We start from the raw sequence: 15393 nt of genomic DNA on the forward strand, positions 1-15393 counted from the left end.
GGTCCTTACGTCGATCCGATGGGGGGCGCCCCGGCCGTTGGACGGAGGTCGCCGTATGTGTCCCAACGCACGAGAGGCCCGGGAGATTCCCGCCGCCCGCTCCGTCGCGACAGGAAGATGTTCCCACCCGGCCGGGTGCCGCGTCACCCGACTTTTCCGTACGCATCCGGGTGGTCTCCCCGCCGGGGCGGTACCGGCTGCTCAGGGGGCCTCCGAGCGCCAGTCCGGGTGGCCGGGCACGGCCGGGGTCCGCTCGCCGTACAGCCAGCCCTGGAAGAAGGCGGAGAGGTCGCGTCCGGCGGTGCGGGAGGCCAGGGTGACGAAGTCGGCGGTGGAGGCGTTGGCGTCGCGGTGCTCGCGGACCCACTCCCGCTGGAGCCGGCCGAAGGCGGCCTCGCCGATCTCCTGGCGGAGCGCGTAGAGGACGAGGGCGGAGCCGTCGTAGACGACCGGGCGGAAGAGGCTGATCTTCTCGCCGGGCTCGGGGGCCTTCGGGCGGGCCGGCGGGCCCCCGGCGGCGCGCCAGCCGTCGGAGTCGCGGTGGGCGCGGCGCATCCGTTCCTCCAGCGCGGGCCCGCCGTGCTCCTCGGCCCAGAGCGCCTCGTACCAGGTGGCGTGGGCCTCGCTGATCCACAGGTCGGACCACGCGGCGGGCGAGACGCTGTCGCCGAACCACTGGTGGGCCAGTTCGTGCACCATGATCGACTCGGTGCCGGTGCGGTCGGCGCCGCCGTGGGTGAAGAGGTTCTTCTCGAAGAGGGAGAGCGTCTGCGTCTCCAGCGCGAACCCGGTCTCGGCGTCGGCCACCAGCAGCCCGTACGTCTCGAAGGGGTAGGGGCCCAGGCGGTCCTGGAGCCAGGCGAGGTGGCCGGGGGTGCGGCTCAGCCAGGGCTCCAGCGCCTTGCGGTCGGCGGTGGGGACGACGTCGCGCAGGGGCAGCCCGCCGGGGCCCTCGCGGCGGACGACGGTGAGGTCGCCGATGCCGACCTGGGCCAGTTCGGTGGCCATGGGGTGGGCGGTGCGGTAGGTCCAGGTGGTGGCGGCGCCCCGGGTGACGGGCTTGCCCGCGGGCAGTCCGGCGGCGACCGCGGTGAGCCGCTTCGGGGTGGTGACGCGGAAGGTGAAGGCGGCCTTGTCGGCCGGGTGGTCGTTGCAGGGGAAGACGCGGTGGGCGGCGTCGGCCTGGTTGGCCATGGCCAGCCCGTCGCGGGTCCGCACCCAGCCGCCCTGGCCGTCGGCGGGGTCGGCCGGGTCGGAGGTGTGGCGCACGGTGATCCGCAGCGGCGACCCGGCGGGCACCGGCGCCGCCGGGGTGACGACCAGGTCCTCCCCGGCCGGGGCGAAGCGGGCGGGCGCCCCGTCGACGGTGACCGAGGATGCCTCGCCGTGCGCGAAGTCGAGGTTGATCCGCTCCAGCCGGGCGGTGGAGCGGGCGTCGATGACGGTGACGGCGTCCAGCGGCGCCGTGTTGTCGCCCGAGTAGGCGAGCGAGATGTCGTAGGCGGTGACGTCGTAGCCCGGGTTGCCCAGGTGCGGGAAGAGCGGGTCGCCGATGCCGAGCGGCTGCGGCGGCGGGGCGGCGCCCAGCAGGGTCAGCGAGGCGGTGGCGAGCAGGGCGGCCTTGAGCCGGGCGGAGAGCAGCATCCCCCACCGCTACCAGCGGGCACCGCCGTCCGGTCGGCGGCGCGCGTCCGGGCCACCCGTACGAGGGGGCCGGGCGGGGCGGTGGGTGACGGGCGGGCGGTGGGTCAGCGGCGGGCGTCGGCGGAGCGGTGGGCGCGGCTGACGTCGTAGACGCCGGGGACGTCGCGCATGGCGCGCATCAGGTCGGGCAGGCCGGCGGCGTCGGGGAGCTGGAGGGTGTAGGTGTGGCGGACGCGCTGCTCGGCGGGGGGTTCGACGGTGGCGGAGATGACGGCGACGCCCTCGGCGGCGATCGCCTCGGTGAGGTCGGCGAGCAGGTGCGGGCGGCCGAAGGACTCGGCGAAGAGGGTGACCCGGAACTCGGTGTTCTCGCCCCAGCGGACGCCGACGGGGTCGCGTCCGGAGGCGGCCATCCGGGCCACCGAGGGACACGCGCAGCGGTGCACGGTGACGACGCCGCCGCGGACCGCGAAGCCGGTGATCTCGTCCGGCGGGACCGGCGTGCAGCAGCGGGCCAGGCGCACCGTGGCGCCGGGCAGGTCGGTGACGGCGGCCTCGGGGGCCTCGTCGGCGGGGGTGGGGGCGGCGCCGGTGAGCGGGGGTTTGCGGGTGCCGGGGCGGGGTGTGGGCCGGTCGGGGTGGGCGTGCAGCCAGCGGCGGATGGCGATGCGGGCGGCGGGGGTGCGGGCGTGCTCCAGCCAGTCGGGGGACGGGCTGGCGTCGTCCCCGGCGGCGGCGAGCAGCGGGTGGACGGTGTCGCCGTCCTTCAGGACGGTGCTGAGGGTGGCGAGGCGGCCGTTGACCCGGGCACCGATGCAGGCGTGGGCACCCTCGCCGTACTGGGCGTAGGCGGCGTCGACGCAGCTGGCGCCGCCGGGCAGGGAGAGGGTGCCGCCGTCGGTGCGGAAGACGGTGATCTCGCCGTCCTGGGCGAGGTCCTCGCGCAGGGTGGACCAGAAGGTGTCGGCGTCGGGGGCGGCACGCTGCCAGTCCAGGAGGCGGGAGAGCCAGCCAGGGCGGGTCGGGTCGGCCCGCTCGCCCTCGTGCGGGTCCTCGGCGCCGGTGGCACCGGGGGCGTACGGGTTGCCGAGGGCGACCACGCCGGCCTCGGCCACCTGGTGCATCTGGCGGGTGCGGATGAGGACCTCGACGACCTCGCCGTCCTCGCGGGCCACCGCGGTGTGCAGCGACTGGTAGAGGTTGAACTTCGGGACGGCGATGAAGTCCTTGAACTCCGAGACGACCGGGGTGAAACAGGTGTGCAGCTCGCCGAGGACGGCGTAGCAGTCGGCGTCCTCCTGGACCGTGACCAGGAGACGGCCGAGGTCGACGCCGCGCAGTTCGCCGCGCTTCCCGCGGACCCGGTGCAGGGAGACCATGTGGCGGGGGCGGATCTCCACGTCGGCGGTGATGCCGGCCTCGCGGAGCACGGTGCGGAACCGTCCGGCGGTCTCGGCGAGGGGGCCGGGGGCGGCGGCGTTCGCGTGGGCGGCGGCGATCTCGCGGGCGGCGGCGTACTCCTCGGGGTGGAGGATGGCGAAGACCAGGTCCTCCAGCTCGGTCTTGAGGGCCTGCACGCCGAGCCGCTCGGCGAGCGGGATCAGCACGTCGTGGGTGACCTTGGCGATGCGTACCTGTTTCTCGGGGCGCATCACGCCGAGGGTGCGCATGTTGTGCAGCCGGTCGGCGAGTTTGATCGACATGACGCGGACGTCGTTGCCGGTGGCGACGAGCATCTTGCGGAAGGTCTCGGGCTCGGCGGCGGCGCCGTAGTCGACCTTCTCCAGCTTGGTGACGCCGTCGACGAGATAGGCGACCTCGGGCCCGAACTCGTCGAGGACCTGGGTGAGGGTGACGTCGGTGTCCTCGACGGTGTCGTGGAGGAGGGCGGCGACCAGCGTGGTGGTCTCGGCGCCCAGCTCGGCGAGGATCAGGGTGACGGCGAGCGGGTGGGTGATGTACGGCTCGCCGCTCTTGCGCATCTGGCCGCGGTGGGACGCCTCGGCGAGGACGTAGGCACGGCGCAGCGCCTCGAGGTCGGCCTCGGGATGGTGGGCGCGGTGCGCCTCGGCGACGTGGGCGATGGCGTCGGGCAGCCGGTCGCGGGAGGTGGGCCCGAGCAGGGCGGCGCGGCCGAGCCGGCGCAGGTCGATGCGGTGGCGGGGGCGCTTGCGGGCGGCGGGCGCGGTGGGGCGGGCGCCCGGGGAGGCCGCCGGAGGCAGCAGCTCCGGGGGGATGGCAGGCGTCGTCGCAGGGTTCGTGGCCTCTGCACTCATGGGCACCTCCGGCTGCGTCGACCGGCGGGCTGGGGTTCCCTCCAGGATGCGGTGGGCTGGAGGGGGCTGTCGGTCTCCCCGTGTGGGCCGGTGCTTGATGCTACCGAGCCGACCACGGCCCGAAGTCCCGCTCCCGCCGAGCGTGAAACGGATCACCCATTCGAGCGACCGTCCCCGGGACCCCGGCGTGGCGTGCACCGCGTGGTGCGTACCGGCCGTAAGGGGTGGTGCGCGCGGCCGCGCCCCCGCCGGAGAGCGCCGCCGTGTGCAGGCGTCAACACGCCCGGCGGGGCTCGTATGCCCGGCCCGGAGGGTGACCGACGTCACCCTCCCGAGGCCCGGCGGCTCAGCTGATCCCGGCGAGCCAGTCGGCGTCGATCTCGCCCTCGGCGACGATCACGGCGGGCCCGGTCATGTCGACCGAACCGTCCGGGTACTCGGTGATCACCAGCCGCCCGCCGGGCAGGTCCACGGTGTACGAGACGGGGCTGCCGGTGGTGGCCGGGTCGGCCCCGTCGCGGCGGGCGGCGGCGACGGCCACGGCGCAGGCGCCGGTGCCGCAGGAGCGGGTCTCCCCGGAGCCCCGCTCGTGGACGCGCATGGCGACGTGGCCGGGGCCGCGGTCCACGACGTACTCGACGTTGACGCCGTCGGGGTAGGCGCCTGCCGGGGTGACGGCGGGCGCGGAGAGCAGGTCCCCGGCGTCGGCGAGGTCGGCGACGAAGGCGACGGCGTGCGGGTTGCCCATGCTGACGTTGAGGGCGGGGGCGGTGCCGTGGGCGGTGGCCACGGTGATGTCGCCGCCGGGGAGCACGGCGCGGCCCATCGCGACGGTGACGGGGCCGGTGCCCGGTTCGGCGCCGGGCTCGTCCTTGGCGAGGTGGGCGTGCTTGACGCCGCCGCGGGTGGCGATGGGGAGGTCGCCCTCGCCGGCGTGGCCGGCGCGCTGGAGGTAGCGGGCGAAGACGCGGACGCCGTTGCCGCACATCTCGGCGACGGAGCCGTCGGCGTTGCGATAGTCCATGAACCACTCGGCCTCGTCGGCGAGGTGGCGGGCCTCGGGGTGGGCCGCGGAGCGCACCACGTGCAGGACGCCGTCCCCGCCGATCCCGGCGCGCCGGTCGCAGAGGACGGCGACGGTCCGCGGCGAGAGGTCCAGGGTGTTGTCCGGGTCGGGGACGATGACGAAGTCGTTCTCGGTCCCGTGACCCTTGAGGAAGGCGATCCGCGTGCTCATGGGTCGATCGTACGGCGCCCGGCAGAGGGCTGCCCGTACGGTCAGCGGAGGCGGTCGACGCGCCAGACGGCGAGGACGACGAGGGCGGCGACGACCACCGCGTAGGCGAGGACCACCCGCCAGTCGGGGCGTCCGCCGGAGCCCCGGGCGGGCAGACCGGGCCAGGTGTGGCCGACGCGGCGGGCGGCCATCATGCCCCAGCCGGCCGCGCAGAAGCTGATGAGCAGGCCGAGCATGGCGATGACGGCGCCGCCGTCGCCGGTGCCGAAGGCGAGCGGGAAGGCGAACATCAGCGAGCCCGTCGCGGCGAGGCCGACGATCGGCGCGAGCTGCCACAGCCTCAGGCGGCGCTGCGGACGGAGCTCGACCTCGACCTCCTGGGGCGGCTCGGCGGGCGGCTCCAGGCCGTCGCCTTCGTCCTGCGCGGGACCGTCCGCGGTGAGCGGTTCCGGTCTGCTGTGTGTGGTGTCGCGAGGGCCGGCCTCCATCGCCACGCGCCCTCCCAACTCGGACTTCACTGGTCGATCGATGGTCGATGATGGCACGCCGTCAGGTGCCCCGATGACGGGTGGAGCGTCCCGATGCCATCACGTGATCAGGCTGTGACCGCTCGTTCGAGCAACGACAGGGCCCGGCCGGGGAGTTCCCCCCGGTCGGCGGCGGCGCCGCTGAGCCAGTGGACGCGCGGGTCGCGGCGGAACCAGGAGTCCTGGCGGCGGGCGAACCGCTTGGTGGCGCGGACCGTCTCGGCGCGTGCCTCCTGGTCGGTGCACTCCCCGGCGAGCGCGGCGAGCACCTGCTGGTAGCCGAGGGCGCGGGAGGCGGTGCGCCCCTCGCGCAGCCCCTCGGCCTCCAGCGCACGGACCTCGTCGACCAGCCCGGCCGCCCACATCCGGTCGACCCGGTCGGCGATGCGGGCGTCCAGCTCCGGGCGGGCCACGTCGACGCCGATCTGGACGGTGTCGTAGACGGAGTCGTGGCGCGGCAGGTTGGCGGTGAAGGGGCGGCCGGTGATCTCGATGACCTCCAGGGCGCGGACGATGCGCCGGCCGTTGCTCGGCCGGATCGCGGCGGCGGCCCCGGGGTCGGCGGCGGCGAGCCGGGTGTGGAGCGGACCGGGGCCGTGCGCGGCCAGTTCGTCCTCCAGGCGGGCGCGGACCTCGGGGTCGGTGCCGGGGAAGTCGAGGTGGTCGACGGCGCCGCGCACGTAGAGGCCGGAGCCGCCGACGAGGACGGGGGTGCGGCCCTCGGCCAGGAGCCGGTCGATCTCGGCGCGGGCGAGGCGCTGGTACTCGGCGACGCTGGCGGTCTCGGTGACCGGCCAGATGTCGAGCAGCCGGTGCGGGACGCCGCCGCGCTCGGCCTGGTCGAGTTTGGCGGTGCCGATGTCCATGCCCCGGTAGAGCTGCATGGAGTCGGCGTTGACGACCTCGCCGCCGAGGTGCTGGGCGAGGAAGACGCCCAGGTCCGACTTGCCGGCGGCGGTCGGGCCCACGACGGCGATGACCCGGGGTGCGGGGGGTGCGCTGCTCACCTTCCCAGTCTCGCAAACCGGGGCCGGGCGCGCGGCGCCGAGGGGTGCCGAGGGGTGGAGAACGGCCGGATGAGGAAAACTTGAGGTCATGAGCTTCCTGGACAACCTCAAGGCAAAGATCGCCCCCGCCAAGGAGAAGGTCGCTGACCTGACCCGGCAGCACGGCGACAAGATCGACCAGGGTCTGGACAAGGCCGCGCAGGCCGTGGACAGCCGCACCAAGGGCAAGTACAGCGACAAGATCCGCACCGGCACCGACAAGGCGAAGAGCGCCCTGGACCAGCTGAACCAGGACGGCGGCCAGAAGGGCGGGCCCGAGAGGGGTGGGCAGGCGCCCGGTCCCCGGGAGGACGCCACGCGCCCGCAGCACCCCGAGACGGGCGCCCGCAAGCCGGAGGGTGAAGGCCCCGCCGGCTCCTGACCGGGCGGGCCCGGGGCGGGCGCACGACCAGGGCCCGCCCCGCCCCTCCCCTACTCCCCCGCGGTCAGGTCCCGGCTGTCGCGGACGACCACGACGTTGCAGCGGGCGTGCTGGGTGACGTGGCGGCTGACCGAGCCGAGCACGGCGCCCTTGATGCCGCTGTGGCCCCGGGTGCCGACGACGATCAGCGTCGCGCCATCGGAGGCGTCCACCAGGACGCGGGTGGCGGGCCCCTGGACCACGCGTACCTCGACGGGGACGCCGGGCTCCTCGCCCAGCGTCTCGCCGATCAGCTCCTCGACCTTGGCGCGGGTCAACTCCTCCATGGAGGGCGTGTCGGCGTCGGGCGCCGCGTACTCCAGGGCCGGGCCGATCAGGTTGAACGGGCTCGACCACTCCCAGCCGCAGACCACCCGCAGAATGGCGGTGCGCAGCCGGGCCTCCTCGGCGGCCCAGCGCAGCGCCTCGCGGGAGGTCGGCGAGCCGTCGACCCCGGCGACGATCACGGGGCGGGGCGCGGTGGCGTTCTCGGTCACGGAAGTGCTCCTCTCGGCTGCCCGGGCTCGTGCCCCGGGCGGGGTCGGGCATGCGGGCCGGCTCAGCTCCAGGCGGCGACGAAGTAGCCGACCCCGTACGGGGCCTCGTCGTAGAGCAGCTTCCCGGCCAGGCCCGCCCCGGCGGCGGCGCCGGCCAGCACCTGCCACGGGGCGCGTCCGGCGGCGCCGACCTCCTCGGCGAGGACGGGGTCGAGTCCGGCCAGGGCGGCGGTGTCGGCCGCGCCGAGGGCCTCGGCGGCCAGGGCGTCGAAGGGGGCGGCCCGCTCGTCGAGGTAGCCCGGCGCCTTCACGGTGCGGCAGGCGCTGCCGTCGCCGAGGACCAGCAGCGCGGTGCGGGCCGGCCCGGCGGCCAGCTCGGCGCCCAGTTCCGCGCACCGCCCGGGCGGGCATCCGGTGCCGACCGCGAGCCCTTCGACGGGGCAGGCGGCCCAGCCGTGGTCGGCCAGCAGCCAGGCGCCGACGGCGAGGGAGGCGGGCAGCGGGGCGGCGCCGGGGGCGGGGGCGGGGGCGGGGGAGCCGAGGACGACGTCGACGGCGGCGCCGAAGCCCCGGAAGGAGCCGGGGGCCCCCGACGGGTACGGCGTGCGGTCCTCCCCCGCGCCCGGGCCGAGGACGACCAGCCGGTCGGGGCGGGCCTCGGCGAGGGTGTCGAGGGCGGCGGCACAGCTCTCCCGCAGGGCGGCCAGTTCGGCGGCGGCCCCGGCCGCGACCTGCGGCTGGAGCAGGGGCGGGCAGGGGCAGACGGCGGCGGCAAGCATGCCCGGAGCCTAACCCCCGGCCCCGGCAGCCGGCCGCGGGGCCGGGCCGGACGGCGCGTGGCCCGGCCCGGGGGCGTACCCGGTCAGCAGGTGGAGCAGCCGCCGGCCGGGGCCGGCTGGGGGGCGGGGGCGCCGATCGTGGGGAGGCCGAGCATGACGCCGGGGGCCGGGGCGGGGGCGGCGTTGCGGCGCTCCCAGGCGTCGCCGGCGCGGGTGCGGCGGACGGCGAGCGGGGCGCCCTCGGCGAGCAGGTGGTGCGGGGCGGCGTAGGTGATCTCCACGGTGACCACGTCGCCGGGGCGGACCTCCTCGTCCGGCTTGGTGAAGTGGACGAGGCGGTTGTCGGGGGCGCGGCCGGAGAGGCGCCGGGTGGCACCGTCCTTGCGGCCCTCGCCCTCCGCGACCATGACCTCCAGGACGCGGCCGGTCTGCTTCTTGTTCTCCTCCCAGGAGATCTCCTCCTGGAGCGCGACCAGGCGCATGTACCGCTCCTGGACGACCTCCTTGGGGATCTGCCCGTCCATCTCGGCGGCGGGGGTGCCGGGCCGCTTGGAGTACTGGAAGGTGAACGCCTGGGCGAAGCGGGCCTCGCGGACCGTGTGCAGGGTCTGCTGGAAGTCCTCCTCGGTCTCGCCGGGGAAGCCCACGATGATGTCGGTGGTGATCGCGGCGTGCGGGATGGCGGCGCGGACCTTCTCGATGATGGAGAGGAACCGCTCCTGGCGGTAGGAGCGGCGCATCGCGCGCAGCACGGTGTCGGAGCCGGACTGGAGCGGCATGTGCAGCTGCGGCATGACGTTGGGCGTCTCGGCCATCGCGGCGATCACGTCGTCGGTGAAGTCGCGCGGGTGCGGCGAGGTGAAGCGGACCCGCTCCAGGCCCTCGATCTGCCCGCAGGCGCGCAGCAGCTTGGAGAAGGCCTGGCGGTCGCCGATGTCGCTGCCGTAGGCGTTGACGTTCTGGCCGAGGAGGGTGATCTCGCTGACGCCCTCGGCGACCAGCGCCTCCACCTCGGCGAGGATGTCGCCGGTCCGGCGGTCCCTCTCCTTGCCGCGCAGGGCGGGGACGATGCAGAAGGTGCAGGTGTTGTTGCAGCCGACGGAGACCGAGACCCAGGCGGCGTAGGCGCTCTCCCGGCGGGTCGGCAGCGTGGAGGGGAAGGCCTCCAGCGACTCGGCGATCTCGACCTGCGCCTCCTCCTGGACGCGGGCGCGCTCCAGCAGGACGGGGAGTTTGCCGATGTTGTGGGTGCCGAAGACCACGTCGACCCAGGGGGCGCGCTTGGTGATGGTGTCGCGGTCCTTCTGGGCGAGGCAGCCGCCGACGGCGATCTGCATGCCGGGGCGCTTCGTCTTCATCGGGGCGAGCCGGCCGAGGTTGCCGTAGAGACGGTTGTCGGCGTTCTCCCGGACGGCGCAGGTGTTGAAGACGACGACGTCCGCGTCGCCCTCCTCGGTGCCCTCGGGGGACCGGACGTACCCGGCGCCCTCCAGCAGCCCGGCGAGCCGCTCGGAGTCGTGGACGTTCATCTGGCACCCGTAGGTGCGCACCTCGTACGTCTTCACGCCGCCCGCGTGCGCCTGCTCGCCGTCCACCACTTCGCCCGCCACGTTGTTCCCGCTCATCCGTCCAGAGTAAGGGCTCGCGCGCAGGGCTCTGTCCGGTGGGCGGCCGCCCCTGGTCAGCGGGGGCCCGGGCTGGCAGGATCACCCGCATGGTCCCGGTTCCCCTCCGTACGCGCGGGCGCGCCCTGACCGCCGCGGGTGCGGCGGTGGTGGCGCTCGCCCTGCTGCTGTGGTGGCTGTCGCCGTTCGGCGAGCCGCCGCCGCGCACCCCGCTCACCATGAGCACCGGGGTGAGCACGGGGGTCTACGCCAAGTACGGCACGCTGCTGCGCAAGGCCCTCGACAAGGACGTCCCCGAGATCGACCTGACACTCCGGCCGAGCGAGGGCTCGCAGGAGAACGTGCGGCGGGTGGCGACCGGCGAGGCCGACTTCACCATCGCCACCGCCGACGCCGTGGAGCAGTACCGCGCCGAGGGCGGCCCCGACGCGGACCGGCTGCGCAGCAGCGCGCGGCTCTACGACGACTACATCCAGGTGGTCGTGGACGAGGACTCCGACATCCACGAGGTCGCCGACCTGCGGGGCAAGCGGGTCGCGATCGGCCAGCAGGCGTCCGGGGTGCGGCTGATCGCCGAGCGGGTGCTCCGGGCCGCGGGCCTGGACGTGGAGAAGGACGTCGACGCCTCCCCGGAGGGCATCGGGGACACGCCTCAGGCGCTGCGTGAGGGCCGCATCGACGCCTTCTTCTGGTCCGGCGGGCTGACCACGCAGGCGGTGCGGAAACTGTCGAAGGAGCACGAGATCCGGCTGCTGCCGCTCAGCTCCCTCATCGACCGGCTCCACCACGGCGGCGGCTCCGCCAGCTACTACCGGACCGCCGTGATGCCCGCCGACGCCTATCCGCTGGCGCAGCGCGGCTCCGACGTGCCCACCCTGGCGGTGGCCAACATCCTCGTCACCACCGACCGGATGGACGACGACCTGGCGGAGCGGATCACCCGCACCGTGATCGGCAGCCGCGACCACATCGGCGCCCAGGTGCACGCGGCGCAGCTGGTCGACGTGCGCACCGCGATCTACACCGACCCGCTGGAGCTGCACGACGGCGCGCGCCGCTACTTCCGCTCGGTCAAACCCTGAGCCCCGGCGGTCTCCTCCGGCGCCTGCCGGGGCACCGTCAGTGTCACCTTGAGGCCGCACGGCTCGGCGTGGGCGTACGCCAGGCTGCCGCCGCCGGCGCCGAGCAGGGCGCGGGAGATGGAGAGGCCGAGCCCCGAACCCCGGACGTTCTGATGGCGCCCGCTGCGCCAGAACCGGTCTCCGACCCGCTCCAGTTCCTCGTCGGTCAGGCCCGGCCCCGCGTCGGCCACCTCCACGGTGGTGTACGCCCCCGAGGAGGCGGCGCGCACGGTGACCCGCTCCCCGCCGGGGGTGAACTTCAGGGCGTTGTCGATGACGGCGTCCAGCGCGCTGGAGAAGGCGACCGGGTCGGCCCAGCCGGTGACGGCCGGGCAGTGCGCCTCCAGGCGGATGCCGTACTCCTCGGCGAGCGGGCGCCAGGCGGCGGCGCGTTCCTCGGCGAGCTGGCCGAGGTCGGTGAGGTGCAGGTCGGGGGCGGCGTGCTCGGCGAGGGCCAGGTCCAGCAGGTCGTCCAGGACCCGGGCCAGGCGCTTGCCCTCGGCGCGCACGGAGGCGATCTCCTCGTTGCCCTCGGGGAGTTCCAGGGCGAGCAGCTCGATGCGGAGCAGCAGCGCGGAGAGCGGGTTGCGCAGCTGGTGGGAGGCGTCGGCGACGAAGGCCCGCTGCTGTTCGAGGACGTCCTGGACGTGGTCGGCCATCTCGTTGAAGGAGCGGGCCAGGCGGCGCAGTTCGGGCGGTCCGCCGGCGGGGGCGACGCGGGACTTGAGGCGTCCGGTGGCGATGTCGTGGGTGGTGGCGTCGAGGACCCGGACGGGGGTGAGGACCCAGCCGGTGAGACGCAGCGCGAAGGCGACGGCGACGAGCATGGCGAGCGCCTCGCCGGCGGCGATCAGGAGCAGGCCGTGCAGGATGCGGGAGCGCATCCCGCCGGTCGGGGAGTCGGTGACGACGACCGCGATCACGTCGCCGTCGCGGATCACCGGCGAGGCGACGACGATCCGGCCGTCCTGCCAGGGCCAGACCTGGCCGGGGTCGTGGCTGCGGCGGGACATCAGCGAGGTGGTGAACGCCTCCCGGGTGTCGCCGGTGTCGGGGATCTCCCAGTTCTCCGGGGCGCGGGCCATGGGTTCGCCGTTGCGGTAGAAGACGCCGGCCTTGATGCCGTACACGGCGTGGTAGCGGGAGAGTTCCTGCTGGAGGGTCTCGCGGCGCTCGTCCTTGCCGACGAGCTGGGCCGAGCCGGTGGTGCGCTTGGTGACGTACTGGGCGAGGGAGGCGAAGCGGGCGGTGTCGTCGATGCGGTCGACGACCACCTTCTGCTGCTCGGCTGCGGCCACGTTCTGCGCGAGGGGGACGCCCAGCATGACCAGCACCACGGCGAGCAGGGTGATGAGGAGCTGGAGCAGGCGGGTACGCACGGGCGGCTACGCGCCGGGGTCGACGAGGCGGTAGCCGACTCCGCGGACCGTCTCGATCAGGGCGGGGCGGCGCAGCTTGGAGCGGAGCGAGGCGACGTGCACCTCCAGGGTCCGGCCGGTCCCCTCCCAACTGGTGCGCCACACCTCGCTGATGATCTGCTCACGGCGGAAGACCACCCCGGGCCGCTGCACCAGCAGGGCGAGCAGGTCGAACTCCTTACGGGTCAGCGCGACGACCTCGCCGTCGACGCTGACGCGCCGGGTGGGCAGATCGACCTGGACGGCACCGATGACCAGCGTGCCGGGTGCGGGGGCGGCTGTGCCCTCGGCGTCCCCGGGCTGGTTGCGGCGGGCCACGGCGTGGATACGGGCGAGGAGTTCCCCGGTGTCGTAGGGCTTGACCACGTAGTCGTCGGCGCCGAGGTTGAGTCCGTGTATGCGGGAGCGGACGTCGGCGCGGGCGGTGACCATGATGACCGGGACGGAGGTGCGGGCGCGGATCTTGCCGCAGACCTCGTAGCCGTCCTGGTCGGGCAGGCCGAGGTCGAGCAGGACGACGCCGAACGGCGGGCCGCCGGCGGGGAGCAGGGCCTTGAGCGCCTCCTCGCCGCTGCGGGCGTGGGTCACCTGGAAGCCGTGGCGGGACAGGATGGCGGAGAGGGCGCCCGCGACGTGGTTGTCGTCCTCGACAAGTAGCAGTCTCACGGCCGGCCTCCTCGGTAGCTCTGGGTCGCGTCCTCGGCGGCCGGCGCCGCCCCTGGGGGTACTGAGCATCCACGCGGATCGCGGGGGTGCGCGTCAAGAGCCTTCGGGTCACGGGCTTGTTCCGTTATCCACCCGGTACGCGAGGAGACCGTCCCGTTCACGGCGTGTGTCCGGTTGAAGCCGGATCGTTATGCTCAATTTCCGCTCAGATGTAATGACGGTGATCGCACTGCGTGACTACTGTCCTCCCCAACCGAGGAGGATGGAGCAAGACCCCGATGAGTGACGTATCGGTGACCAAGGACACCATTCCCGCGGCAGAGGCAGACGCACTGGTCGCGCTCAGCAATGTGAACAAGCACTTCGGTGCGCTGCACGTGCTCCAGGACATCGATCTGACCATCGCCCGGGGCGAGGTCGTGGTCGTCATCGGCCCTTCGGGTTCGGGCAAGTCCACGCTGTGCCGCACGATCAACCGCCTGGAGTCGGTCGACTCCGGCAGCATCACCCTGGACGGGAAGCCGCTCCCGGCCGAGGGCCGGGAACTGGCCCGGCTCCGCGCCGACGTGGGCATGGTCTTCCAGTCCTTCAACCTCTTCGCGCACAAGACGGTGCTCGAGAACGTGATGCTGGGCCAGATCAAGGTCCGCAAGAAGGACAAGGCCGAGGCCGAGCGGTCGGCCCGGGCCCTGCTCGACCGGGTGGGCGTGGCCAACCAGGCCGACAAGTACCCGGCCCAGCTCTCCGGCGGCCAGCAGCAGCGGGTGGCCATCGCCCGCGCGCTGGCGATGGAGCCGAAGGTGATGCTCTTCGACGAGCCGACCTCCGCGCTCGACCCGGAGATGATCAACGAGGTGCTGGAGGTCATGCAGCAGCTCGCCCGGGACGGCATGACGATGGTCGTCGTGACCCACGAGATGGGCTTCGCCCGCTCCGCGGCCAACCGCGTGGTCTTCATGGCGGACGGCCAGATCGTCGAGCAGGCGACCCCCGAGCAGTTCTTCACCAACCCGCGCAGCGACCGGGCGAAGGACTTCCTCTCGAAGATCCTGCACCACTGAGCCTCCCCCGAGGAGACCGGCCAGCAGGCCCCCGGGACCTGTTCCGGGGGCCCACGGCCGCCCTTCCCCACGGGCCGACACCCCACTCCCCTCCGGGAGGGCCCCGCACCCGCCGGCGTACACGCTGTCGCACCCTCTGACTACGCAAAGGATCTCCACGATGAACCTCCGCAAGGTTTCGGCCGCCTCGGCCGCCGTCCTCGCCCTCGCCCTGACCGCCACCGCCTGCGGGTCGGGCGAGTCCGAGGACAGCGGCAAGAGCGACGGCAAGACGATCAAGGTCGGCATCAAGTTCGACCAGCCCGGCATCGGCCAGAAGACGCCGCAGGGCACCTTCACCGGTTTCGACGTGGACGTCGCGACCTACGTGGCCAAGGAGCTCGGCTACACCGAGAAGCAGATCGAGTTCAAGGAGACCCCGAGCGCCGACCGCGAGAACGCCCTCTCGCGCGGCGACGTCGAGTTCATCGCCGCCTCGTACTCGATCACCGACGAGCGCGAGGCCAAGGTCGACTTCGCCGGCCCGTACCTCCTGGCCCACCAGGACGTGCTGATCCGCTCCGACGACAAGATCGCCAAGGCCGAGGACCTCAACGGCAAGATCCTCTGCTCGGTCTCCGGCTCGACCTCGGCGCAGAACGTCAAGGAGAAGTTCGCCAAGGGCGCCGAGCTCAAGGAGTACGGCGGTTACTCCGAGTGCCTCGAAGGTCTCCAGACCGGTGCCGTCGACGCCCTGACCACCGACGACTCGATCCTCGCCGGCTACGCCGCGCAGGAGCAGTACAAGGGCAAGTTCAAGCTGGCGGGCCTCAGCCTCTCCAACGAGAACTACGGCGTCGGCGTCAAGAAGGGCTCCGACCTCAAGGACAAGATCAACAAGGCCCTCGAGAAGATGGTCGAGGACGGCAGCTGGGACAAGGCCGTCGAGGCCAACTTCGGCCCGGCGAACTACAAGAACGAGCCCGCCCCGAAGATCGGCAAGGTCGTCAAGTAGCGGCCCCTGGTCGCTCTGACCCCAGTCCTGCCGGCACGCCGCCCCGACCCGGGCGGCGTGCCGAGCCGCCCAACATGCGAG

14 protein-coding genes are annotated in these 15393 nt (G+C 73.9%); 4 read left to right on the forward strand and 10 right to left on the reverse strand.

The features are described from left to right. Positions 1 to 201: 201 nt before the first annotated feature. From OIM89_RS05705 to miaA, 5 genes are all read right to left on the reverse strand, one after another. Complete coding sequence (locus tag OIM89_RS05705; protein ID WP_030698760.1) at positions 202 to 1644, reverse strand: M1 family metallopeptidase; 1443 nt, start codon at positions 1642 to 1644, stop codon at positions 202 to 204. A 104-nt stretch (positions 1645 to 1748) separates the two neighbouring features. Beyond that, positions 1749 to 3920, reverse strand: coding sequence for a RelA/SpoT family protein (locus tag OIM89_RS05710; RefSeq protein ID WP_047471472.1), 2172 nt, complete (start codon positions 3918 to 3920; stop codon positions 1749 to 1751). Between the two features lie 346 nt (positions 3921 to 4266). Next, positions 4267 to 5157, reverse strand: coding sequence for a diaminopimelate epimerase (gene dapF / locus OIM89_RS05715; protein WP_226964508.1), 891 nt, complete (start codon positions 5155 to 5157; stop codon positions 4267 to 4269). A gap of 41 nt (positions 5158 to 5198) precedes the next feature. Further along, the gene (locus tag OIM89_RS05720) at positions 5199 to 5645 is read right to left on the reverse strand and encodes a hypothetical protein (RefSeq protein WP_030698757.1); all 447 of its coding nucleotides are present in this window, start codon (positions 5643 to 5645) and stop codon (positions 5199 to 5201) included. Positions 5646 to 5752: 107 nt separating this feature from the next. Beyond that, on the reverse strand, positions 5753 to 6691 hold the full coding sequence (gene miaA / locus OIM89_RS05725; RefSeq protein WP_264491049.1) for a tRNA (adenosine(37)-N6)-dimethylallyltransferase MiaA: 939 nt from the start codon (positions 6689 to 6691) through the stop codon (positions 5753 to 5755). A gap of 88 nt (positions 6692 to 6779) precedes the next feature. On the opposite strand from miaA, the gene OIM89_RS05730 reads away from it, so the two are divergent. Further along, complete coding sequence (locus tag OIM89_RS05730; protein WP_030698755.1) at positions 6780 to 7112, forward strand: antitoxin; 333 nt, start codon at positions 6780 to 6782, stop codon at positions 7110 to 7112. Between the two features lie 50 nt (positions 7113 to 7162). Here OIM89_RS05730 and OIM89_RS05735 read toward each other — a convergent pair whose 3' ends face one another. The 3 genes from OIM89_RS05735 to miaB form a co-directional block, all read right to left on the reverse strand. Further along, positions 7163 to 7648: a universal stress protein gene (locus OIM89_RS05735; RefSeq protein ID WP_226964507.1), complete on the reverse strand. Its 486-nt coding sequence runs from the start codon at positions 7646 to 7648 to the stop codon at positions 7163 to 7165. A gap of 62 nt (positions 7649 to 7710) precedes the next feature. Continuing rightward, a complete protein-coding gene (locus OIM89_RS05740) occupies positions 7711 to 8427 on the reverse strand; it encodes a hypothetical protein (RefSeq protein ID WP_264491050.1) in 717 nt (238 codons plus the stop codon). A gap of 83 nt (positions 8428 to 8510) precedes the next feature. Next, positions 8511 to 10052 carry a tRNA (N6-isopentenyl adenosine(37)-C2)-methylthiotransferase MiaB gene (gene miaB / locus OIM89_RS05745; RefSeq protein ID WP_037665512.1) on the reverse strand — a complete coding sequence of 514 codons (1542 nt, stop codon included), beginning with the start codon at positions 10050 to 10052 and terminating at the stop codon, positions 8511 to 8513. A gap of 89 nt (positions 10053 to 10141) precedes the next feature. Between miaB and OIM89_RS05750 the strand changes: the two genes are divergently transcribed. Further along, positions 10142 to 11134 (forward strand): TAXI family TRAP transporter solute-binding subunit, encoded by a 993-nt coding sequence (locus OIM89_RS05750; protein WP_030698751.1) that lies wholly within the window; start codon positions 10142 to 10144, stop codon positions 11132 to 11134. On the opposite strand, the gene OIM89_RS05755 is transcribed toward OIM89_RS05750, so the two are convergent. Further along, positions 11110 to 12552, reverse strand: coding sequence for an ATP-binding protein (locus OIM89_RS05755; protein ID WP_264491051.1), 1443 nt, complete (start codon positions 12550 to 12552; stop codon positions 11110 to 11112). The genes OIM89_RS05750 and OIM89_RS05755 overlap by 25 nt on opposite strands. Before the next feature lie 6 nt (positions 12553 to 12558). Continuing rightward, on the reverse strand, positions 12559 to 13257 hold the full coding sequence (locus OIM89_RS05760; RefSeq protein WP_047471488.1) for a response regulator transcription factor: 699 nt from the start codon (positions 13255 to 13257) through the stop codon (positions 12559 to 12561). Between the two features lie 278 nt (positions 13258 to 13535). Here OIM89_RS05760 and OIM89_RS05765 point away from each other — a divergent pair, with 278 nt between their 5' ends. Together OIM89_RS05765 and OIM89_RS05770 are read left to right on the forward strand one after the other, a co-directional pair. Then, on the forward strand, positions 13536 to 14318 hold the full coding sequence (locus OIM89_RS05765) for an amino acid ABC transporter ATP-binding protein (RefSeq protein WP_023416661.1): 783 nt from the start codon (positions 13536 to 13538) through the stop codon (positions 14316 to 14318). Between the two features lie 160 nt (positions 14319 to 14478). After that, a complete protein-coding gene (locus OIM89_RS05770) occupies positions 14479 to 15312 on the forward strand; it encodes a glutamate ABC transporter substrate-binding protein (protein WP_030698748.1) in 834 nt (277 codons plus the stop codon). Positions 15313 to 15393: the final 81 nt, after the last annotated feature.

Source organism: Streptomyces sp. BI87, from assembly GCF_025957665.1.
In the GTDB taxonomy this organism is placed as follows: domain Bacteria; phylum Actinomycetota; class Actinomycetes; order Streptomycetales; family Streptomycetaceae; genus Streptomyces; species Streptomyces albidoflavus.